This window comes from Micromonospora sp. NPDC006766 (genome assembly GCF_040636055.1).
Lineage (GTDB): Bacteria > Actinomycetota > Actinomycetes > Mycobacteriales > Micromonosporaceae > Micromonospora.
Map to the genome: position 1 here is coordinate 183,203 of NZ_JBEYIX010000001.1, position 17,397 is coordinate 200,599.

The 17,397-nt window shown below is 69.5% G+C and carries 30 protein-coding genes and 10 tRNA genes; 27 read left to right on the top strand and 13 right to left on the bottom strand.

Features of this window, described 5'->3' with window-relative positions; translation table 11 throughout:
• Nucleotides 1–64: 64 nt before the first annotated feature.
• The 11 genes from ABZ671_RS01225 to ABZ671_RS01275 form a co-directional block, all read right to left on the bottom strand.
• Nucleotides 65–379, bottom strand: a complete 315-nt coding sequence (locus ABZ671_RS01225) for a hypothetical protein (protein WP_357849338.1) — start codon at nt 377–379, stop codon at nt 65–67.
• Between the two features lie 48 nt (nt 380–427).
• A complete protein-coding gene (locus ABZ671_RS01230) occupies nt 428–733 on the bottom strand; it encodes a hypothetical protein (protein WP_357849341.1) in 306 nt (101 codons plus the stop codon).
• A 40-nt stretch (nt 734–773) separates the two neighbouring features.
• Nucleotides 774–1,151, bottom strand: coding sequence for a hypothetical protein (locus tag ABZ671_RS01235; RefSeq protein ID WP_357849343.1), 378 nt, complete (start codon nt 1,149–1,151; stop codon nt 774–776).
• 5 nt (nt 1,152–1,156) lie between these two features.
• Entirely contained in the window at nt 1,157–1,399 is a 243-nt protein-coding gene (locus ABZ671_RS01240; protein WP_357849346.1) for a hypothetical protein, read from the bottom strand.
• A gap of 118 nt (nt 1,400–1,517) precedes the next feature.
• Nucleotides 1,518–1,739, bottom strand: a complete 222-nt coding sequence (locus ABZ671_RS01245; protein WP_357849349.1) for a hypothetical protein — start codon at nt 1,737–1,739, stop codon at nt 1,518–1,520.
• On the bottom strand, nt 1,739–2,233 hold the full coding sequence (locus tag ABZ671_RS01250) for a hypothetical protein (RefSeq protein ID WP_357849352.1): 495 nt from the start codon (nt 2,231–2,233) through the stop codon (nt 1,739–1,741). Before ABZ671_RS01250 ends, ABZ671_RS01245 begins: the two co-directional genes overlap by 1 nt.
• Nucleotides 2,230–2,373, bottom strand: a complete 144-nt coding sequence (locus ABZ671_RS01255) for a hypothetical protein (RefSeq protein WP_357849356.1) — start codon at nt 2,371–2,373, stop codon at nt 2,230–2,232. The genes ABZ671_RS01250 and ABZ671_RS01255 overlap by 4 nt, the downstream gene beginning before the upstream one ends.
• A gap of 329 nt (nt 2,374–2,702) precedes the next feature.
• Nucleotides 2,703–3,167 (bottom strand): hypothetical protein, encoded by a 465-nt coding sequence (locus ABZ671_RS01260; RefSeq protein WP_357849359.1) that lies wholly within the window; start codon nt 3,165–3,167, stop codon nt 2,703–2,705.
• Nucleotides 3,164–3,409 (bottom strand): hypothetical protein, encoded by a 246-nt coding sequence (locus ABZ671_RS01265; RefSeq protein WP_357849362.1) that lies wholly within the window; start codon nt 3,407–3,409, stop codon nt 3,164–3,166. The genes ABZ671_RS01260 and ABZ671_RS01265 overlap by 4 nt, the downstream gene beginning before the upstream one ends.
• Nucleotides 3,410–3,507: 98 nt before the next feature.
• A complete protein-coding gene (locus ABZ671_RS01270; protein WP_357849365.1) occupies nt 3,508–3,834 on the bottom strand; it encodes a hypothetical protein in 327 nt (108 codons plus the stop codon).
• A gap of 152 nt (nt 3,835–3,986) precedes the next feature.
• Complete coding sequence (locus tag ABZ671_RS01275; protein ID WP_357849368.1) at nt 3,987–4,532, bottom strand: hypothetical protein; 546 nt, start codon at nt 4,530–4,532, stop codon at nt 3,987–3,989.
• A 154-nt stretch (nt 4,533–4,686) separates the two neighbouring features.
• Here ABZ671_RS01275 and ABZ671_RS01280 point away from each other — a divergent pair, with 154 nt between their 5' ends.
• The 15 genes from ABZ671_RS01280 (at nt 4,687) to ABZ671_RS01350 (ending at nt 13,419) form a co-directional block, all read left to right on the top strand.
• Nucleotides 4,687–4,929 carry a hypothetical protein gene (locus ABZ671_RS01280; protein ID WP_357849371.1) on the top strand — a complete coding sequence of 81 codons (243 nt, stop codon included), beginning with the start codon at nt 4,687–4,689 and terminating at the stop codon, nt 4,927–4,929.
• A 131-nt stretch (nt 4,930–5,060) separates the two neighbouring features.
• Complete coding sequence (locus ABZ671_RS01285) at nt 5,061–5,663, top strand: hypothetical protein (RefSeq protein WP_357849374.1); 603 nt, start codon at nt 5,061–5,063, stop codon at nt 5,661–5,663.
• A 140-nt stretch (nt 5,664–5,803) separates the two neighbouring features.
• Nucleotides 5,804–6,571: a GIY-YIG nuclease family protein gene (locus tag ABZ671_RS01290; RefSeq protein ID WP_357849377.1), complete on the top strand. Its 768-nt coding sequence runs from the start codon at nt 5,804–5,806 to the stop codon at nt 6,569–6,571.
• A 30-nt stretch (nt 6,572–6,601) separates the two neighbouring features.
• Nucleotides 6,602–7,177 (top strand): hypothetical protein, encoded by a 576-nt coding sequence (locus tag ABZ671_RS01295; RefSeq protein WP_357849380.1) that lies wholly within the window; start codon nt 6,602–6,604, stop codon nt 7,175–7,177.
• Nucleotides 7,178–7,190: 13 nt separating this feature from the next.
• Nucleotides 7,191–7,526: a hypothetical protein gene (locus ABZ671_RS01300; protein ID WP_357849383.1), complete on the top strand. Its 336-nt coding sequence runs from the start codon at nt 7,191–7,193 to the stop codon at nt 7,524–7,526.
• 25 nt (nt 7,527–7,551) lie between these two features.
• The gene (locus ABZ671_RS01305) at nt 7,552–8,298 is read left to right on the top strand and encodes a helix-turn-helix transcriptional regulator (RefSeq protein WP_357849386.1); all 747 of its coding nucleotides are present in this window, start codon (nt 7,552–7,554) and stop codon (nt 8,296–8,298) included.
• On the top strand, nt 8,295–8,528 hold the full coding sequence (locus ABZ671_RS01310; RefSeq protein ID WP_357849389.1) for a hypothetical protein: 234 nt from the start codon (nt 8,295–8,297) through the stop codon (nt 8,526–8,528). The genes ABZ671_RS01305 and ABZ671_RS01310 overlap by 4 nt, the downstream gene beginning before the upstream one ends.
• On the top strand, nt 8,525–8,767 hold the full coding sequence (locus ABZ671_RS01315) for a hypothetical protein (protein WP_357849392.1): 243 nt from the start codon (nt 8,525–8,527) through the stop codon (nt 8,765–8,767). The genes ABZ671_RS01310 and ABZ671_RS01315 overlap by 4 nt, the downstream gene beginning before the upstream one ends.
• Nucleotides 8,764–9,438 (top strand): hypothetical protein, encoded by a 675-nt coding sequence (locus ABZ671_RS01320; RefSeq protein WP_357849395.1) that lies wholly within the window; start codon nt 8,764–8,766, stop codon nt 9,436–9,438. Before ABZ671_RS01315 ends, ABZ671_RS01320 begins: the two co-directional genes overlap by 4 nt.
• Before the next feature lie 635 nt (nt 9,439–10,073).
• Complete coding sequence (locus ABZ671_RS01325) at nt 10,074–10,400, top strand: hypothetical protein (RefSeq protein ID WP_357849398.1); 327 nt, start codon at nt 10,074–10,076, stop codon at nt 10,398–10,400.
• Nucleotides 10,401–10,567: 167 nt separating this feature from the next.
• Nucleotides 10,568–11,104: a hypothetical protein gene (locus tag ABZ671_RS01330; RefSeq protein ID WP_357849401.1), complete on the top strand. Its 537-nt coding sequence runs from the start codon at nt 10,568–10,570 to the stop codon at nt 11,102–11,104.
• Nucleotides 11,105–11,127: 23 nt separating this feature from the next.
• Nucleotides 11,128–11,559, top strand: coding sequence for a hypothetical protein (locus ABZ671_RS01335; RefSeq protein ID WP_357849404.1), 432 nt, complete (start codon nt 11,128–11,130; stop codon nt 11,557–11,559).
• Nucleotides 11,556–12,341 carry a tRNA(His) guanylyltransferase Thg1 family protein gene (locus tag ABZ671_RS01340; protein WP_357849407.1) on the top strand — a complete coding sequence of 262 codons (786 nt, stop codon included), beginning with the start codon at nt 11,556–11,558 and terminating at the stop codon, nt 12,339–12,341. Before ABZ671_RS01335 ends, ABZ671_RS01340 begins: the two co-directional genes overlap by 4 nt.
• 230 nt (nt 12,342–12,571) lie before the next feature.
• Nucleotides 12,572–12,841, top strand: a complete 270-nt coding sequence (locus tag ABZ671_RS01345) for a helix-turn-helix transcriptional regulator (protein ID WP_357849411.1) — start codon at nt 12,572–12,574, stop codon at nt 12,839–12,841.
• On the top strand, nt 12,838–13,419 hold the full coding sequence (locus ABZ671_RS01350; protein ID WP_357849414.1) for a hypothetical protein: 582 nt from the start codon (nt 12,838–12,840) through the stop codon (nt 13,417–13,419). The genes ABZ671_RS01345 and ABZ671_RS01350 overlap by 4 nt, the downstream gene beginning before the upstream one ends.
• Before the next feature lie 66 nt (nt 13,420–13,485).
• On the opposite strand, the gene ABZ671_RS01355 is transcribed toward ABZ671_RS01350, so the two are convergent.
• Nucleotides 13,486–13,740: a hypothetical protein gene (locus tag ABZ671_RS01355; protein ID WP_357849417.1), complete on the bottom strand. Its 255-nt coding sequence runs from the start codon at nt 13,738–13,740 to the stop codon at nt 13,486–13,488.
• 64 nt (nt 13,741–13,804) lie between these two features.
• On the opposite strand from ABZ671_RS01355, the gene ABZ671_RS01360 reads away from it, so the two are divergent.
• The 7 genes from ABZ671_RS01360 (at nt 13,805) to ABZ671_RS01390 (ending at nt 15,476) form a co-directional block, all read left to right on the top strand.
• Nucleotides 13,805–14,029, top strand: coding sequence for a hypothetical protein (locus tag ABZ671_RS01360; protein ID WP_357849420.1), 225 nt, complete (start codon nt 13,805–13,807; stop codon nt 14,027–14,029).
• Between the two features lie 338 nt (nt 14,030–14,367).
• Nucleotides 14,368–14,439: transfer RNA gene (locus tag ABZ671_RS01365), tRNA-Trp, on the top strand.
• A 234-nt stretch (nt 14,440–14,673) separates the two neighbouring features.
• A tRNA-Ala gene (locus tag ABZ671_RS01370) sits at nt 14,674–14,745 on the top strand.
• 228 nt (nt 14,746–14,973) lie between these two features.
• Nucleotides 14,974–15,046 (top strand) — tRNA-Phe (locus ABZ671_RS01375).
• A gap of 52 nt (nt 15,047–15,098) precedes the next feature.
• Nucleotides 15,099–15,173: transfer RNA gene (locus tag ABZ671_RS01380), tRNA-Glu, on the top strand.
• A gap of 140 nt (nt 15,174–15,313) precedes the next feature.
• Nucleotides 15,314–15,384: transfer RNA gene (locus tag ABZ671_RS01385), tRNA-Gly, on the top strand.
• A gap of 6 nt (nt 15,385–15,390) precedes the next feature.
• Nucleotides 15,391–15,476 (top strand) — tRNA-Gln (locus tag ABZ671_RS01390).
• A gap of 121 nt (nt 15,477–15,597) precedes the next feature.
• On the opposite strand, the gene ABZ671_RS01395 is transcribed toward ABZ671_RS01390, so the two are convergent.
• Nucleotides 15,598–16,101 (bottom strand): Lsr2 family protein, encoded by a 504-nt coding sequence (locus ABZ671_RS01395; RefSeq protein WP_357849423.1) that lies wholly within the window; start codon nt 16,099–16,101, stop codon nt 15,598–15,600.
• Between the two features lie 129 nt (nt 16,102–16,230).
• Here ABZ671_RS01395 and ABZ671_RS01400 point away from each other — a divergent pair.
• The 5 genes from ABZ671_RS01400 (at nt 16,231) to ABZ671_RS01420 (ending at nt 17,393) form a co-directional block, all read left to right on the top strand.
• A tRNA-Leu gene (locus ABZ671_RS01400) sits at nt 16,231–16,318 on the top strand.
• Nucleotides 16,319–16,430: 112 nt separating this feature from the next.
• Nucleotides 16,431–16,505, top strand: a tRNA-Thr gene (locus ABZ671_RS01405).
• A gap of 182 nt (nt 16,506–16,687) precedes the next feature.
• Nucleotides 16,688–16,760: transfer RNA gene (locus ABZ671_RS01410), tRNA-Gly, on the top strand.
• 75 nt (nt 16,761–16,835) lie between these two features.
• Nucleotides 16,836–17,279, top strand: coding sequence for an HNH endonuclease (locus tag ABZ671_RS01415; RefSeq protein ID WP_357849426.1), 444 nt, complete (start codon nt 16,836–16,838; stop codon nt 17,277–17,279).
• 40 nt (nt 17,280–17,319) lie between these two features.
• Nucleotides 17,320–17,393, top strand: a tRNA-Gln gene (locus ABZ671_RS01420).
• The last annotated feature ends 4 nt before the right edge of the window (nt 17,394–17,397 follow it).

The window sequence follows — 17,397 nt, forward strand, 5'->3', positions numbered from 1 at the left end:
GCATGTTCTCGCGCGCAGCCGAGCCCCCGGGCAGCACCCGGGGGCTCGCGGTGGCGCAAGAAAGTCAGCAGCTCGCGAGGCCGAAGAACAGCCACCCCGCGATGCCGGTCGACCCGTCGGCGGCAACGGCAATGGCCCCGGCCGGTCCCCACTTGTCGCGGATGCGCGGGTCGTCATCCCGCACCAGACGCGAAGCCAACGCCTCGGCAAGTTCGCGTGGCGTGGGCTTACCTTCGATGACGATGTAGTCGTCCTTCTCCGCGAGGGTGCCGGTATATCCCCGGTGGCCGTACTCGTGGCGGGCCTCTTCACAGGCGTCGCGGAACGCCTCGGCCGGGTCGGCTCCGTCGGCGTACTGCTGGAACTCGTCTGCACCCACTGGGCACCTCCTGTGCTGGTTGCGGTTGGACTGCGTGGTCGGTCAGGGTCAGGCGGCGGCGAGGGCGTCGCGGTAGGCGACGTCGAACGGGATCACGCCCATGGCGGCCTCGTAGTCGTCCTGGGCGCGGGCTGCCCAGTAGCCGCGGTCTTCGAGGGCCCGCGCGGCGGCCAGCTCGGCGCGGTAGTCGGCCTCGGCGGCGGCCTCCTCCTGGTAGCCGATGATGTGGCAGTCGCGGACGGCGGCGACGTCGAAGTGGCGGGTGACCTCGTCGGGGTGGTGGTTGCCGCAGCGGACGCCGGTCGTGGTGATGGTGGGGTAGCCGAGCCAGTCGCAGGCGGTGGTGTAGTCCATGACGCCCTCCGTTATCTCGATAGCGCTTACCTCAATCAAGTTACCGGCTGTCGGGTGGCCCGTCCAGCGAATCCCCGAAACCCGGCCCCGCGTGTCCCGCACACCCCGGACACAACTGCCCCACCCACCCCTCCATCGCAGCCTCCGCCACCGCCTCCTCCGCCGTCTCGAAATGCTCCCCCTCACCACTGCCAAACGGGACCTCGCACAACGAGCACCACAACACCAGGCACGGCCGGTCAGCCCGGTACGGCAACGGCGGCTCCTCCTCCAACCGCCCCGCCAAAACCCACAAGTCGGCGATCGCCGCGAAGAACTGCGACCCCTCCCCGCCCACGCTGTGCTGCTCCTCCGGCCCGTCGTCACCGTCCTCGACAAGGAGCAGCCAACACGGTTCGGGCAGGGATCGGACGGTCACAGCGCTCAGCCCTCGTCGACCGTGACGGCGTCCCAGGCGACCGTCATCGTCTGCCCGTGCCGGCGCACCGTCGCCTCGGCCGGGGTGGCGTCGACCGCCCACCAGCCACGGCCGGCGTTCGCGACGGCCAGCATCACCGGCTCCTGCCGGTCGAGGGCGGCGCACACCCGGTCGGCGGTGGTGGGCGCCGGGGCCGGTCTGCTGCGGCGGTGGCGGGTGCGGATCAGGGTCGTGGTCGGTGCGGTCATCAGAGTCCTCCTCGTTGCGTGGTTGGTGGTGCACGGCGGCCAGGGTTGGCGGTCGTGCGACGGATCGGTGGCCCCCGGCGCAGGCTTTGCGCCGGGGGACCGTGGCCGGTCGGGGTCGTTAGCGCCGTGCCCTGCGACGCCACACCGGGTCGAGCGCCAGGTAGCCGACGATCCCGGCCGCGAAAACCGGCAGCGCGCCGGGAACCTGCCAGGTGTCGACGTGGATGGTCAGCAGCGACAGGCCGGTGGTGAGCTGCACGAACAGCAGCAGCACGCCGAACAGCATCACGGCGGCCGACACGGCGGTGGCGGCCCGCAGGAGCCGGGTGGCCAGGTCCATCACCGGCCACCCCCGATCCCGGTCAGGGCGGACGCGGCGGCCCGTGCCCCGACTACCGGGGTCACCGCCTCCCGCAGCTTCACGATCAGTTCCGGGTTGCGGGAGCCGGCCGGGTCGGCGGCGATCTGGTCCAGGACGCACCCGGCGGCCAGCTCGATGCTGGGGGCTGCGGGGTGCCGGCGGATGCCGTGCGCGGCCGACCAGTCGGCGTCCGATAGCGCCCGGTACAGGTTGGCCTCGTACGTGAGGGACATCCGCACGCTCTGCTTCTCGTCCGGCAGCCACCGCACGCCACCGTCTGCCTGTTCGGTGGCGATGGCGATGCATGTGGTGGCGGTCGCCAGGTTCAGCAGCGTCCGTGACCGGTCGGCCGGGCGGGCGGTGCGGGCGAGGGTGTGCCGGAAGCGGCGGGCGGCGGTCTGGTGGATGTTCAGCCGGTAGCGGGTGCGCCGCTGCTGGACCCGCCGCCGCCACCAGCCGGTCAGGCCGGTCACCGCTTCTTGCCCTTCGCGGCGTCGGCGAGGGCCTGCCGGGCTGCCTCGACATCCTTCGCGGCCTGCGGGCCACCGATCGCCTCGGCGAGCTTCTGCGCCTCCTCGTACTCCTTGCGGAGCCGTTCGATATCTTGGGCCATGGCTGGCCCCCCTTTCGGGTTGGTCGGCCACCCCGCCGGGCGTCGCAGTCGCCGATGTGCGGGGTGTCCTCGTGGTCGGGGACAGCGGGGGCGGCCGGGGCCGTCGGAAGCTTGTGGCCGCCCCCGCGCGGGGCTACTTCGTGCTGGTCTTGGCGTTGGCCTTGGCCGCCTCGACCGCCCGGGACGGGGACAAGTCGCCGTACGACTTGCCGCTCTGCCGGGGGTCGGTGTTCTGCTGCTTGCTCATGTGGGCCTCCATCACGGGTTGGGTTGGTCTGTGTTGACCCCGCGCGGGCCGGGAAAGCTGGTTCCGGCCCGGCGGGCTCACGTCACAGGCCGTGGGTGGCGGCGATACCGGCGGCGGCACCGGCGGCGAGGAGGAACACCACTCCCGCCAGCCTCCCGACTAGCCGGCGCAAGCGACGCTTCCGCCGGTAGGCGACGATGTCCGCGCTGGCCCGCATGTAGCCGGCCCGGTAAGCGGCGGTGTTGACGGCGTCCGCGCTGTGGATGTCCCGCAGCGCCCGCGCCTGGGCGAGGGCGTCCCGGCCGGCGTCGGTGAGGGCCAGCACCGGCCTGCCGTCGGGGTCGGCGGCGCACACGCCGTACCCGGCGTGGATGGCGACCCGCGCCCACCAGTGCATGTCGAGCGTCCACCGGCCCTGTACGGCGGCCACCTGGTAGCTGTCGGCGGCGGCGAGCAGGGCGGCGAGCTGGGGGCGGACCCGGCCGGCGGCGGCTTCCCGCCCGTCGGCGCAGATGCCCCGCGCGATGAGGTTCACCGCGGTCATCACGCCCACGCCCCTTCGAGCCGCGACGCGGCGATGGCGGCGGTCTTGGCGGTGTGCCGGGACGGGCGGCGCATCTTCTGCCGGCGAACCTTCGGCTCCCTGTCGACGGTGTCGTTCAGCTCGTCCCCGTCTGCGGCGGGCTCCGGCTCGTCCCCGGCGGCCGGGACGATGACCAGCTTCGGCCGGCGGGTCTCACGGGCGGCGGTGCGGTTGGTGCGGCGGGCGGTGACAGCGAGAGCAGCCATGACAGTTCTCCTCAGAACATGGGTTTGGATGGCGCATCGGGTTTGGTGGTGCAGGGGCGGCCCCGACCCCTTATGGCGGGGCCGCCCGAAGGTTTGGGTCAGTAGCCGAGGTCGGCGCGCAGGCGGGCGAGCAGCCCGTCCCGGTCGAATCCGGTGGCGGCGTCGGCCAGGGGCTCGATCAGCCGCATGGCCGTTTCCGCGTCCGTGACGCGGGGCTCGTAGCCGGGGCGGCCCCGGTAGTCGTTGGCGATGCCGGCGAGCGCCTCGGTGATCTGCTCGGCGATCTGCTCGTCGTCGTGCCCGGCCTGCCGTCCGTTGCGGACGATCCGGGCCACCAGGGCGGCGTCCTCGGGGACGCCGAATGTGAGCGTGTCGAACACGGTGGTGGTGTGCTGGTCGCCGGGCTGAACGAGTGTGCTGGTCATGTCGGGGGCCTCTCCCGATCGGGGGCTTGCGGGTGGTGTTGGTAGCACCGGCCCGCTCACCGGTAGTTGTTACATCTATCAAGTTACCGGGGGTGCTCCCCCCTGTCAACCAACTCGCCGAAACACGCCCAAAAACGGGAACCCCACCCGGATCACCCGTCCACCCGCACCGCAGCCAGCCCACGCCGGTTGAGCGTCAGGTAGTCGATCCGCGCACTACGCCCCACGTAGGTCAGAGTGCCGTAGCCCTGCCGCTCCAACGCGTTCAACGTCGACCGGCTGATCCCGCCACCGGGGCGGACGATCCCGTCACGGTGCCGGTTGATGGCCCGCTGCCCGGCGTCGGTCAGGTCGGCGAGGTGAGCGCCGGCCATGGTCGGCCGGACCTGCCGAAGCTCACCCAGCGCGGCGAGGGCGTCGAACGCGTTGGGCTCCGGCTCCGGCTGCGGCTCCTCCTCGGCCGCCTCGGGCTCCGGGTCGGCCGGGTGCTCGGCCCGGTACAGCACCGCGTAGCCCTGCGCGATGAGACGGGCAACCTGCTCGTCGTCGTAGCTGCCGCAGTTGTCCTCAACCCGGTAGGTGCCCTGATAGGTGGTGACCGTGAAGACGTCCTCGCGGACCCGCTGGACGGTGATGGTCACCCGGCCATCGGGGGTGATGTAGGTGAGCGTCTGGTTGATGTCGAGCGTGTTGCTCATGTCGGGGGCCTCTCCCGATCGGGGTTCCCGGGGGTGTTGGTAGCACCGGCCCGGTCACCGCTAACGCTTACATCTACTAAGTTAGGCCACGCGTTTGCCCATGTCAACCGGTTTGGCGTACGTGTTGGCAACCAGGTTGGTGTAAGGTTGGGGCATGACCGACCACGAGACCCAACTACGGGAGAAAGGCGCGGCGTTTGAGCAAGCCCGCGCAGAGGCGGAACGCATCGTCGCCACCCCACGAGACGAACTCATCCAAGCAACACGCCACGCCTACGCCGATGGCGTGAAGAAGTCGACCATCCGCCGGTGGATGGGCCACGTCTGGTCCGACACCTGGGTCGACAAGATCCTCAAAGACGTCGAGCAGAAGCCGAAGACCGACCAGCAGGACTGACCCGCCCGCAGAAGCGGGTGCGGCCCGGACGGCGCTACCAACGCCGCTACCCGGGCCGACTAACCCAGAGAGGCCTGGGCCGTGCACGAGACTAGCAACACCAACACGACGCCCGCACCAGGCGGACGGCGATGAAGCGCATCCCGCGCCCGGACGACCCGGACAAGCCGTTCATCGTCCGGTGGAACACCCTCGCCCGCATCCTGCTCGTCGAAACGTCGATCAAGTACGTCGCCCGAGCAGCGATGGACTTCGCCGACTACGAAACCGGCGCCAACTGCTACCCCAGCAGCGAACGGCTCGCCCGCGAGACCGGCTACAGCGTCGTGACCGTGAACAACGCGTGGAAGGTGCTCCGCACGCTCGGCATGGCGCACCGGGTTGCCCATGGTGTCCCCCACCAGCGACTCGCCGACGAGTACCAGCTACTCATCCCCGACACCTGGTACGCGCTGCCCATCCTCGGGCCGCACGGCCGCAAGTTCACCTGCGCCGGCTGCGGCAAGGTGTTCAACCCCCAATCGACCACCGAGTTCGACGACAAGGACAGGCTGAACTTCGTCCTGACCGGAGTGTGCTTCTGCGCTCCTCCTCGGGCGAAGAAGGGCCGCGCCGGGCTGTCGTGCCGGGACAGGTTCGATCAGCGGGAGGAGGCCGCCGGCAGGCGGGTGTGGGCGGATCTGGGTGACGACCGGTGGAAGGTGTTCCGGACGGCACGGGGGGACGACTGGTGACCGCCGGGGATACCCAAAGTCAGTTTCGGTACCCAAAGTCAGTTTCGGTAGATACCCAAAGCCACTTTAGGCATATGGGCAAAGTGACTTTGCCACCTACCCAAAGTCACTTTCTGCCACCTACCCATAGGGACCAACCCATGACACCAACCCATCCGACCGACCCCGCCCCGCTGCGCGGCGCGGGCCGCGAGCCGGATCAAAATCCCAAAGTCAACCTCTTCCCTGCCGTGCCTCCCGAACACGACGTCCGTCGTCCCGAAGGCCAGCAGTGGCGGCAGCTCATCGAACGGTGCGCCATCGCCGCACTAGTGCGTGGCGGGCTGCCGCTCGTCGCTGCGGCAACCAAGGACTTGCGGCCCGCCGACTTCAACGGCGACCACCAGACGGTCTGCGAGGTGCTAGCAGCGATGGGCCACGACCGCGTCGAGGTGACCGGCCAAGAACTCGCCGCCCGGCTCGGTGACCGGGTCGACGGCTTACTGCTGGCCAGCATCGTTGCCGATGTCGACCGGATCCGGCCAGGTGAGACACCGGACCCGGTGTGGTTGCAGCACCAGAGCCTCAACGACTTCTTACACGAGCTGCGCAGCGACGAGACCGCCCTCTACCTGTGGTACGACGCTGACAACGTGCTCATCTACATAGGGATCACGGAGGACTTGGCGTCCCGGCAGAACCGGCACGCCAAAAGGTCATCGTGGGCCGCGTTCGCTGCTCATTGTGAGGTGCGGCGGCGCCCGTCCCGGCCAAACGCTGAGCAGCTTGAACGGGAGTTGATCCGCGAGCTACGTCCCCTGTTCAACGTTCAGCACAACGACACGCCCGAGGCCCGGCAGCGACTCGTGGACTACCTGATCAAGCATGGCCGTACCGACCTGCTCGCCCCGAACGTCTCACGCGGATAACCCCCGCCAACCACCAACCCGGAGGACACCATGACCGACCCGACTGCGAAGCTGACCACTACCGCCGGCTACCGGCTCGACTACATCGTGACCGCCGAAGCCTGGCACGCCCGGCTCGGCGAGGACGCCAAACTCAACATCCGTAAGGCGTCCCTCGGCGGCGGGGTGTTCTGGGAGTTCGCCATCGTCGCCAAACCCAGCCTCGGCCCCGACGCGATCAAGCTGGAAATGTTCGACGACGCGTTCGCCGCGCTCACCGACGTCGCCCCGCTGTTCGCCTCGCTGGCCGCTGAGCAGCCGAGCGGCTTGGACGAGGTGCGGGTGATCCTGGACCGGCTCGGGTTCGTCGACTCCACCGACCGCACCGGACCCGACACCGACGACACGGAGCCGCAGGAAATGACGACGGCAGACCTCGAACCGCTTCCCCGCTGCGACCAGCACGGCACCATGGCCCTACGCCCTGCCGCCCGGCAGACAGCCGACCCGCCCTGCCCCGGCTGCGACTGCTGCACCCTCAACGGCTGCTACAACGCCGACAGTGCTGACTGCCCGCAGGACGGGGCCGGCTACTCAACGTGCCCGTGCACCGAGAACGACGACTGACGGAGGTAACCCCATGACCGACAGCCCGAAGCCGACCGTCGGCCGCTGCGGCGACCACGCCCCCACCATTCCCACCACCGGCGCGCCCATCCCGCCCGCCGTGTGCGCGCTGCCGCACGGCCACGCCGGCTGGCACCGCTCCGACAACGACGCCGAGTGGAGCCGGGCCGCAGACGGCGACCTGCCGCTGATCCTCGCCGCCGTCGACAACGCCCTCCGCAACGGCTCGCACATGACCGGCGGCAACCTGGCATTCGACATGCTGTGCGACCGGCTCGGTGTCGACCGGGATCAGCTCGTATTCCGGCCCGACTGGGCTGCCACCGTCCCCGACGTCTCGCGCGGCTGACCGACCACGAACCGGAGGTAACCCGATGACCGGCATCCCGAAGCCGACCACCGAGACAATCAGCGACGCCGTGGTGGGCAGGATCCGCAAGCACCGCAGAGCCGCAGACATGACGCGGGCCCAACTCGCGCAGCGATGCGCCGCTCTCGGATCCCCCGACATCACCGAAGCCGCCCTAGCGAACATCGAGACCGGGCGGCGAGACGCGGACGGTCAGCGACGGCGTGACCTCACCGTCGACGAACTCATCGTCCTAGCGGACGCGCTTGAAGTAGACCCGTCCCAACTGCTGTTCGGAACCACGCCGCTGAAAACAGTCGACGATCACCACTCCCCCACGACCCCCGATGACCGCTACAAGGCTGGCGATCGCTGGCTTGAGCAAGCCATCGACGCTTTCGCGGCTGGCAGCGACCCCCGCGCTGCCGCCGCCGCCCAGATCGCTACCGCCTACTTCACATCCGCCGAGGCATGGATTCACGAACCTCGTAGGGCAGGAAAGCCCGCCAGCCTGCCGGTGACCACAAACCCGGCGGCAGTCACCGCCACACCCCGACCCAAGCGGCGGCGCCGCACCACCACGCCGGAGCTACTGAAGGAAGCGGCCCGGGTGTACCGGCAGGCTGTCGAGCGGGGGCATCCGCCCACGGTTGCCGTCGCGGAACACTTCAACCTGTCGCATCGCAGCGCAGGCCGTTGGGTGTCTCAGGCTCGTGAGGCCGGCGACCTCGGGCCGGCGCACAGCACCCGTGCAGGCGAGGTGACGGCGTGAGCAGCCCGGACTGCCGCGGCGGCTGGCCTGACGCCGTACTGGCGGCAATGGTGGAGGCTGTCGGCCGCGCTCACGCCCTGCTCGCCCCCGCCGTCTCGCGCGGCGCGCGGGCCGACGACGGGGGTGCGCTGGTTCGTGTGCCGAGGTTGTCGGACGCGGTCGACCTGGCGGCGTTGCCGGCCGACGAGTTCGCCGACGCGGTGGCCGAGTATGCGGTGGTGACAGCGTGACCGCCGCGACCATTCGGGCCGCCGACGGGCATGAGGTGATCGGTGTCCTCGCCGGCAGCCTCCCCACCCCCATCACCCCGCACCGGTTGGCCCGGGTGCAGGCCGGCGCGACCCGTGGCGAGTTGCCGTTGCTGGCCCGCCGGCTGCTCGATACGTTGCCGTACGACCAGGCGGCGCGGGTGTGGACGGAAGCCGCCCGCGCCGCCCACCGCTACCGGCGGAAGGAGCCGGCCCGTTGAGTACCCCGCCGATTCCCGCGTCGTGCGCGCACCGGCCCGTCGTCGGCGGCCTGGCCGCCCCGTTCGTGAACATTCGCCTCGCCGACGGTGGGGTGGACTTCCGCACCCCACACCAGGCCACCTACGAACGGTGCTGGCGGGAGAACCTGTGCCAAACGTGCGGTGGTCCGCTCGGCCGGTTGGCGGTGCTGTTCGGCGGCCCCAACCAGCTCGCCGCCCGCACGTTTGATGAGCCGCCGCTGTGCCCGCCCTGCGCGGTGTACGCCTCCCAGGCGTGTCCGATGGTGTCGGGCCGGCAGGCGCGGTACGCGGACCGGGAGCGGTTGTCTGAGGGCCGCCGCGGTCATGTCTGCCCCGACACCAACTGCGGTTGCGGCGGGTTCGTGGCGTCGGATCCAAGCGCGGTGGATGCGGCCGGGGAGCCCGCCCACGCCTGGTACGCCATCTATGTTCAGACGGGCGGATGGCAGCTCACCGGCAACACGGTGCGCGTCCCGTGCTCGGACCGGGGCTGCCTACACGATCGGCTGCTGGTCAACGGGTGCGTGCTGACTGTGGAGCCGCGCAAGGTGGTGCTGGTGTCGGTGCCGGGTGAGGGCAGGGTGTGGCGCCGTTTGGACGCCGACGAGATCACCGCGATCACGTCGACCTGCGAGCGGAACGCGGCATGATCGACGCCACGCGCCTGCGGCTGGTCGGGCCGTTCATGATCCCGCCGCGTCTCCGCGCCCGCCGGAAGCCGCAGCCGTGCCGGTGCCCGAACCATGGTGTCGGTGCCCGGTGAGCCTGGCCCGGATGCCCGTGACGGTCGGATCGTTGTGGCGTTAGGAGGAACACCATGACCGACAGCCCGAAGCAAAAGTGCGCCGAGAAGGTTCGGCTAGCCAGCCAAAGCGCGGCGGACCGGTGGGCGAACCGCGCCGCCCAACGGTACGGGAACCGGGAGCAGTCATACCACTGCCCGATCTGCGACGGATGGCACACCAGGACCGTCGACAAGCGCCACCAGACGGTCACCCGCTTCTACGAAAACCGAGGTTGGACACCGCCCGACTTCGAGGCGCGTGGCCGCAAACGTCGCAGGTACCGGGCGAACCGAACCCGCCGCAGGTTCGAGGAGGCCGGCGGGCGGTGCGTCCAATGCGGGAAGCCGGGGATTTTGGCGACGGAAGATGAGGCTTTGGCGGAGGCTGCGGTGTCGGGGGATCACACCGCACCTATCCCGGCCTATCGGTGTGACCCGACCAATGCGGTGGTGTGGCACGTTGTCACCGACGCCTTCCGGCCGGGTGATCTGCCTGGCCGGGTGAGGGTCATCGCCTACCACCTGCTGCTGGCCGGGTCGGGCCCGGCGGTGGAAGTCCGGTCGTTGCTGCGGGCGGCGGGGGTTGCGCCGGACGTACCGGGCGACGACGACTACCGGCTGCGGCTGGCGGTAGTGAGGGCGATGACCCGGCTTGTCGGGTTGGGTGCGATCGACTGGGTGGACGACGGCGGTGACGTGGTGCGGGTGGTGGATGCCGGCCTGCTGCGTCGGGTGTGTCAGGTCGGCGTCAGACAGGCCGCGAAGGATGCCGCCGAGGCGTGCACGCCGGCCGAGGACGACACCGGCAGCGCGGGGGCGGGCTCTTGACGGTCGCTCGGATGCCGGACCGGTCGAGGTCACCCCGGCAGGTGCGGCGGCAGTTGCGGCGGGAACTGGACCGTGAGGTCGCCGATGAGGTGGATGTCGTGGACACCATCGGGGAGCATGATGTAGCTTGGTAGACGTAACCGCTATCGAGATCGGGAGATCACCGCATGGGACTCGACATCGCCGCCTACAGCCACCTCAACCACATCGGCAGACACGAGAAGGACCCCACCCAGAACGAGGGCGAGCCCGGCGGTCTCGACGACTGGTGTCACTACGACGACCACGTCCAGGCGTACGCCTACGACACCTTCCCCGCGTCATTCCGGGGCATCCCTGTCCTCGGCACGAAGACCACCCACGGTGCGAAGCTCATCACGGGCGGCTGCTACGAGATCACCACCGCGACCAAGCGGCACAAGTTCGCGGCCGGCTCCTACGGCGGGTACAACGCCTGGCGGGCCGACCTTCAACAGCAGTTCAACCCCGACCTCGACCCGGACGGCCCGTTCTACGAGCTGATCTGGTTCGCCGACAACGAGGGCTGCATCGGGCCCGAAGCGGCGCGGGACCTGCTCGCCGACTTCGAGCGGCACGCCGCCGACTACCGGAGCCCCGAGGGGTGGGGCGAGGACGGCCGCTACACCAACTGGACCCGCGCGTTCAGCCTGGCCGCCAACGGTGGCCTCGTCCGGTTCCACTGACCGGCCGACCGACTGGAGTTGCCGTGACCGGCTCGACCACCCAGCTCGCCGACAACCCCGCCGCCAACACAACAACCGCCCAGATCAGCCCCGACACCAACGAGGTCACCGACGACACCGACCAAGAGGCCCGCCGAGCCGCGCAGGCCGCGACCGCCGACGTGCGGGCGCTGACCGAGGCACGCACCCCCGACGACATCTGGGCCGCCGCGAAACGGCTCGGCCAACTCATCACCGACCGGGCCGACGCGGTCCGGCAGGAACGGTGTGACGCCCGCAACGCCCGGCGGCGGGCCCGCTACCGGGCCAACCCGCCCAAACGCAAGCCGAAGGCCACGGTCATCGTGGACGACGACCTGGACGTGGAGCCCGGCTGCCGCTGCCATGTGGTGCAACGACCGCCGTGCGCGTGGTGCGAGGACGGCGGCGACGTGGAGACGGAGGGACAGCGGTGACCGACAACACCAGCCTCGGCGACCGCATGAAGGGATATGAGCAGGCAACCCGCCTGGTGCTGCCTCGCAGGACGTACACCCTGATGCGGGTGGACATCCGTGCTGCGCACGGCTACCTGCGTGGTGCCGTCAAACCCTACGACGAGCAGTTCATGGCCGACATGGACGCCGCCGCCGAGGCACTGTGCCGTGAGGTGTCCGGCGCGGTGTTCGCGTTCACGCAGTCCGACGAGATCAGCGTCCTCGCCTGCGACTTCGCCGCCCCCGGCACGCAGCCGTGGTTCGGTGGTGTCGCCGCGAAGATGGTGTCGATCTCGGCGGCGGTCGCCACGGCCACCCTGAACGCCCGCCGGCCCGGCATGGCCCTGTTCGACTCGCGGGTGTTCACCATCGCCGACCCGCGAGAGGTCGCCAGCTACTTCGTTTGGCGGCAGCGTGACTGCGTCCGCAACTCGATCACGATGGCCGCGCAGGCGCAGTTCCCGCACAAGCGGCTACACGGGGTGAACACCGGCCAGATGCAGGAGATGCTGCGGCAGGAAAAGGGCATCAACTGGAACGACTACCCGGACGGCTGCAAACGCGGCCGGGTGGTGGTGAAAGCGTCGGGGGTTCGGCCGGTGACGTTCGTCCACAAGCACACCCGGGAGGTGCAGACCGTGGACGCGTTCCGCTCGTGGTGGGAGACCGGGCCGGCACCGCATTTCACGGCCGAGCCGGGCGGGTTCCTCTCCGAGGTCGTTCCGGTGATGCCTGGCCTGCGAGACCCGGTAGCGGCGTGACCGGCTGGTGCTGGTCATGGCGGGCTGCCTGTACGAGCTGTGGAATCGCCTGCGCCGGGGCCGATGAGCTGCGTCAGGGTAGGGGCACGGCCGGTGGCTGATCTCGTGTTCGACCCGCGCACCGAGCGTTGCCCCGCCGCAGAGGAGGCATGACCGCCCGTGCGGGTTTCCGACATCGGCGGCGGGTTGGTCGACAGGAATGTCGGCATCCGCTAGTAAAATGCCGGCACATGGGCACACTCTCCCCACATGAAGAACGCTTCGCCGCCAACGTGGCGCAGGTGCGCCGGGCGCGCGGCATGTCCCAAGAAGACCTCGCCAACCAAATCGGCATGGGCCGAACCGCGGTCGTCGCGATCGAGGCAGGCGGGCGCCGCATCCGCCTCGGCGAGGCCTGCCAGATCGCGGACGTGCTCGGCGTATCCCTCGCCGAGCTGATCGGCGACCAGCCCATCACCATCCAACTCCCCGCGTCCACGATCGGAGCCGGGACGGCATGAGCGACGAAGCGTTGCCCATCAGCGACGACGAACGCGCCGACCGGGAATTGCGCATCGCAGCCGCTAAGGGTGTCGCACGCCATGTGAGCGTCGGACTCTGGCCGGCAGCGGTCGGTGTGGTGATGGCCCTGGCCTCGGGGACGCTGACGGTCATCGGGTGCGTGCGGCTGGGCTGGTGGGCTCTCATCCCGGCCGGCTACTTCCTGGCGGCTTTCGTCGTCAGCACGGTCAGCTTCGGCAAGATACGACGCAGGGCCGCCGAGCGGCAGGCCGGGCCGCTCGGCGAGCAGGTCGACGAGCTACGCGAACGGTGGGAGCGAACCCGGAACCAGTCGTGGCGGGCCCAGTTCAACAAGGGATTCTGGCGGAATCTACTGGCGTACACCCTGCCGAAGGTGCCGTTCACGGCGTACGGGCTGGCCTTGTGGTGGCCGTTGCCCGCTGCTGCGGCGGTAGCTGCCGTGCCCGTGGTGTGGGCGGTTGTCTCTCGGCTGATACCGAACCGGCGTTTGGACGCCGCGTTGTCGCTCATGCTCCCCCCGAGGGGCCCGGACGGGCTCCCCACGCCGGAGGTGTAACGAAATGCGGCTGGACGGGCGTTAGTCACAACAAACGGGCGGGCCGGAATACCGATGGCCCGGCGGTCAGCGCGGTCGCCCGCTGCCGAGGAGCCGGCCGACGAGCGGGCCCAGCACTGCGTTAGCCGACCAGCCGCACAGTGCGGCGCCGATGACCATGCCAACAAAGATGATCACGGTTTGGGTGTGCGGGCTCAACCCGTCCCCGAAGAACCGGACGGGCAGGGACACGGACAGCAGCAGCACAGCCGTCGTGATCATCGCAATGTTGGCGAGGACCAGGACGGCCACCAGGACAGCAAGGGCGCGGGATAGTCGCATTTGGCCGATGATGCAACCAGTGGCCGGCGCGGGCCGGCTGGCAACGCCGAGAGAGAGATGTCGGGTGGACGACAACGCGCAGGCAGACGGGCTGATCTGGGTTGTCCTGCCCCGGGCAACGTGCGGCCTGGTCGTGGCCGACGGGGTGGTGGTCGACGCGCCCCCGTACCTGCGGCGGGTGAAAGGCAGCCACGCCCGCCGGGTGTGGCGAGAACTGGCCGGGCAGGCTCAACAGCTCGTGTGGCTACCCGGCCAGCCTGGACGGAACTTGCCGGAACAAATTCGCTAGAAGTCGTTGCTATCTGGCCTGGTCATGCCCTACGGTTGGCGTAGCGGCACCCGCCGCACACAGGCCGGACAGGCTAAACCCATTGCCGACCCGACCACGAACCACCTAACGTCAACAACAAGCCGATCAATCAGGGAGTAGCCGGTCATGATGCGCCACCAGCACCTCGAACCGCAGCGGTTGTCGCCGCGCGGCGGGTGGTGCACGGCCATCACCGCAAGCTCCGTCGACAACTTCAAGGCCCTGGGCAGGTGGCGCGGCTAGCGCACAACGCGATCCGCGAGCCGCCCACCCACAAGGGACCGGGCGGCTTTCTCGTTTCAGGACAACAACTGCATAGGGGTGTAGCTCAGCGGCAGAGCAGCGATCTCCAAAGTCGTGACGCGCAGGTTCGAGTCCTGTCACCCCTGCTTACGCTCCCGGCCTCCGGGCTGGGCTCGGCGATGATCATTGAGAACTACACAGCGGATGGCATATGTGACACCCGGTCGGGGCTTACCCCCCGGCCAGGGTGAACGCGGGTCGGATACACCGTTAGTCGGAACGCCACCCCCACGGGTGGCGGATACACCGGACAGGAACGACCCGCGCATAGCGATCACCCGGCCGGCGGCAGCAACCGCCGCCGGCCGGGATGGTCACATGGGGTCGTAGCTCACCTGGCAGAGCACCGGTTCGGCAGACCGAAGAAGGGGGTTCAAGTCCCTCCGACTCCACGCGAAGGTGTGCCGCGAATTCGTCGGGCTGACCACCCGGCGGGCGGCTGGTCCCCGCCCCGCAAAGTGCGGGCAGACGGCACACCCCACAGACGGTGCGGGCGTACGACCGCGCAAGTCGTCAGGCGTGATCCCGTTTGACTCGGGTCCGGTGAAGCGGTGTCAGGGTGGCCACCCTGCCCGTAGAGGGTTCGACTCCCGGCACGATGCCCACAGCCTGGCGCACCTGCCCACCTAGCTCAGATGGCAGAGCATCCGAGTGAAATTCGGAAGGCCCAGGGTTCAAGTCCCTGGGTGGGCACGCTGGCGGGGGAACCTCCCGGGCGAGGCACCCGGCCCCCGCCCAGCTCCACCGGCCGTTGGAGCTGTCTGGAAAGCTCGCCACGCTCTCAACGTGGAGATCACGAGTTCAAATCTCGTACGGCCGACGCACCTGCCTCGCCCACGGCCCCTGTCGTCGGCGCCGGCATCAAGGTCCGCACTTCCAACCGGGCTCATAACCCGGCTCTGGACGACCTTGCCCCTGTCAGGAGGGGAGCCGAGTGAAGCCTGATAGGCGGGTCACCTTGCGGTACTAGCTCAACGGCAGAGCTGCACCCTTCCAAGGTGAGGATCGGGGTTCAATTCCCCGGTACCGCTCAACGTTGGGGAATGGTGTAACTGGCAACACGCCCGACTTTGGTTCGGGAGACGGTGATCCGCTCGTGCAGGTTCGAGCCCTGCTTCCCCAGCTCATCCCCCGGGAAACGGAGAACGGCCTTGCCGTTGCAGCGGCAAGGCCGTCATTTCCCCGGGTGAACAGGAGGTGATGTGTCAAGTGTCGAGCAGCATAGCGCGCCCGACGTGAACTCGTCAGCTTCCGCCGGTCGAGAACCTGGCCGCCGGTACCGGGCTGGCCGCCGGAGCCGAACGCGGCGCGGGCACCACCGGGCGGGCTACAGGAGCCGCCGGTTGGGCCGCCGTCGCCGGTCGTGCCGGTGGTACCGCCGGGCGGGCCGCAGGCACTAGCCCGAGCTGGTGCTGCTTATACGCGTCCACCACATCGGCCGGGATACGTCCCCGCCTGTTCGCTGGCCTTCCCGCCTTGTCCTCGTTCCGCGTCCACCACTGGCGGACCAGCCGGCGGAATGCCTGCTGCTCGGCTTCCCGGGCGGTCGCGGACGTTGCGGACGCACGCGGTGGGCGGATGGGTCGGGCGGCGGCAACGAACGGCGCGAGGGCCTTTTCCAGCGCGGCCCGGTTGGGTTGAGAGAGGTCGATGACATATTCGGTGCCCTGGTGGCCGAACTGGACTTCGGCGGCGTCGGGTTCGCCGGTGATGTCGTCGAACACTTGAACGATGGTTTGTTTGGCCACGGTTTCCCCTTACTCGTGGAACTTCCGTCGTGCAAGTTGCGTTCCGCGAACCGTAGCCGAGACGTGAATGCTGGTCAACGTTTCTGGTCTCGCCGACACAGCTATCACTCACCTCGCCCAGAACCACACGCGCTCGTGGTGGAACACGGTAGACACCCCGGCTTCAAGTCCCGGTGCCCGCAAGGGCGTGAGGGTTCGACTCCCTCCGAGCGCACCAGATGCCTCGCTCAGACCACGGGAATCGCACGGCCGGTCGACCCGGCACCAGCGGGACCAAATCGCCCACCGAGGCGAGAGGTGCGTTCCCGCCCAGTGGGAGAGGCAACCACGCCGTCGTAGCTCAGGTGGCAGAGCCGCGCAATGGTAGTGCGCAGGTCGGGGTTCAACTCCCCGCGACGGCTCCACACCCCCGGAAAATGGCTGACCCCGGGGGGCTTGAATCAGAGGCCACACCCGGGGTGCACCCGGGTGTGGATAGCAAAAGGCAGGCCGCCGGACCCCCGAAGGGGCACACCGGCAAACCGGTGCCCGGCGCGGACGACGGCCCGCGCGAACCACCCTACAAGCCGGCTCATACCGGCCACACGCGGACGTGGCGCAGCAGGTAGCGCGCGACGTTGCCAACGTCGAGGCCACGGGTTCAACTCCCGTCGTCCGCTCGCGTGTCTCTTTGACAGAGACAACGAGACACCGCCACACCACCCGGCCACAACAACCCGAGAGGAGGGAACCAGGTGGACGCCGTACTCGTCATCAACGCCGACCTCGGACCCCTCCACCGGGTCACGGTCGCCCACGCGATCCGAATGCTCTGCCGGCAGGTCGCGGAAATCCACGAAGCCGAACCCGACAAGGTGATCGGCGTGTTCCCCATGCCGAAGGTGGTCCGCCTCGTCCGGTACGTAGTCACACGCTGGCGGTACACCTCGGGGCCGGCATGGTCCAAGTCGGGTGTCCTGCACCGGGACGGCCGGCGCTGCGGCTACTGCACTGGTCCGGCCGGCACCGTCGACCACATCCTCCCCCGCTCCCGGGGAGGCAAGAACACCTGGCGTAACACCGTCGCCGCCTGCGCCGCCTGCAACCAGGCGAAAGGCGACCGGACACCGGCCGAGGCCGGTATGCGGCTGCTCGTTGAGCCGGCCGTGCCGTCCTGGTCGACGACCGCGCGGCGGTGACCCGGGCCGGCGGACCCCATCACGGTTCGCCGGCCCCCGATGCGGGCTGGTGCAACTGGCAGCACACCCGGTTCTGACCCGGGAGGTTTCGAGGTTCGAGTCCTCGGCCCGCAGCTCA

Excerpts from the sequence above, each read along its gene's own strand:
- ABZ671_RS01330 (WP_357849401.1), top strand. The coding sequence starts at position 10,568 with ATGGGACTCGACATCGCCGCCTACAGCCACCTCAACCACATCGGCAGA.
- ABZ671_RS01350 (WP_357849414.1), top strand. The coding sequence starts at position 12,838 with ATGAGCGACGAAGCGTTGCCCATCAGCGACGACGAACGCGCCGACCGG.
- ABZ671_RS01295 (WP_357849380.1), top strand. The coding sequence starts at position 6,602 with ATGACCGACCCGACTGCGAAGCTGACCACTACCGCCGGCTACCGGCTC.
- ABZ671_RS01265 (WP_357849362.1), bottom strand. The coding sequence starts at position 3,409 with ATGGCTGCTCTCGCTGTCACCGCCCGCCGCACCAACCGCACCGCCGCC.
- ABZ671_RS01240 (WP_357849346.1), bottom strand. The coding sequence starts at position 1,399 with ATGACCGCACCGACCACGACCCTGATCCGCACCCGCCACCGCCGCAGC.
- ABZ671_RS01285 (WP_357849374.1), top strand. The coding sequence starts at position 5,061 with ATGAAGCGCATCCCGCGCCCGGACGACCCGGACAAGCCGTTCATCGTC.
- ABZ671_RS01255 (WP_357849356.1), bottom strand. The coding sequence starts at position 2,373 with ATGGCCCAAGATATCGAACGGCTCCGCAAGGAGTACGAGGAGGCGCAG.
- ABZ671_RS01275 (WP_357849368.1), bottom strand. The coding sequence starts at position 4,532 with ATGAGCAACACGCTCGACATCAACCAGACGCTCACCTACATCACCCCC.
- ABZ671_RS01270 (WP_357849365.1), bottom strand. The coding sequence starts at position 3,834 with ATGACCAGCACACTCGTTCAGCCCGGCGACCAGCACACCACCACCGTG.
- ABZ671_RS01280 (WP_357849371.1), top strand. The coding sequence starts at position 4,687 with ATGACCGACCACGAGACCCAACTACGGGAGAAAGGCGCGGCGTTTGAG.
- ABZ671_RS01300 (WP_357849383.1), top strand. The coding sequence starts at position 7,191 with ATGACCGACAGCCCGAAGCCGACCGTCGGCCGCTGCGGCGACCACGCC.
- ABZ671_RS01305 (WP_357849386.1), top strand. The coding sequence starts at position 7,552 with ATGACCGGCATCCCGAAGCCGACCACCGAGACAATCAGCGACGCCGTG.
- ABZ671_RS01345 (WP_357849411.1), top strand. The coding sequence starts at position 12,572 with ATGGGCACACTCTCCCCACATGAAGAACGCTTCGCCGCCAACGTGGCG.
- ABZ671_RS01230 (WP_357849341.1), bottom strand. The coding sequence starts at position 733 with ATGGACTACACCACCGCCTGCGACTGGCTCGGCTACCCCACCATCACC.
- ABZ671_RS01290 (WP_357849377.1), top strand. The coding sequence starts at position 5,804 with ATGACACCAACCCATCCGACCGACCCCGCCCCGCTGCGCGGCGCGGGC.
- ABZ671_RS01245 (WP_357849349.1), bottom strand. The coding sequence starts at position 1,739 with ATGGACCTGGCCACCCGGCTCCTGCGGGCCGCCACCGCCGTGTCGGCC.
- ABZ671_RS01355 (WP_357849417.1), bottom strand. The coding sequence starts at position 13,740 with ATGCGACTATCCCGCGCCCTTGCTGTCCTGGTGGCCGTCCTGGTCCTC.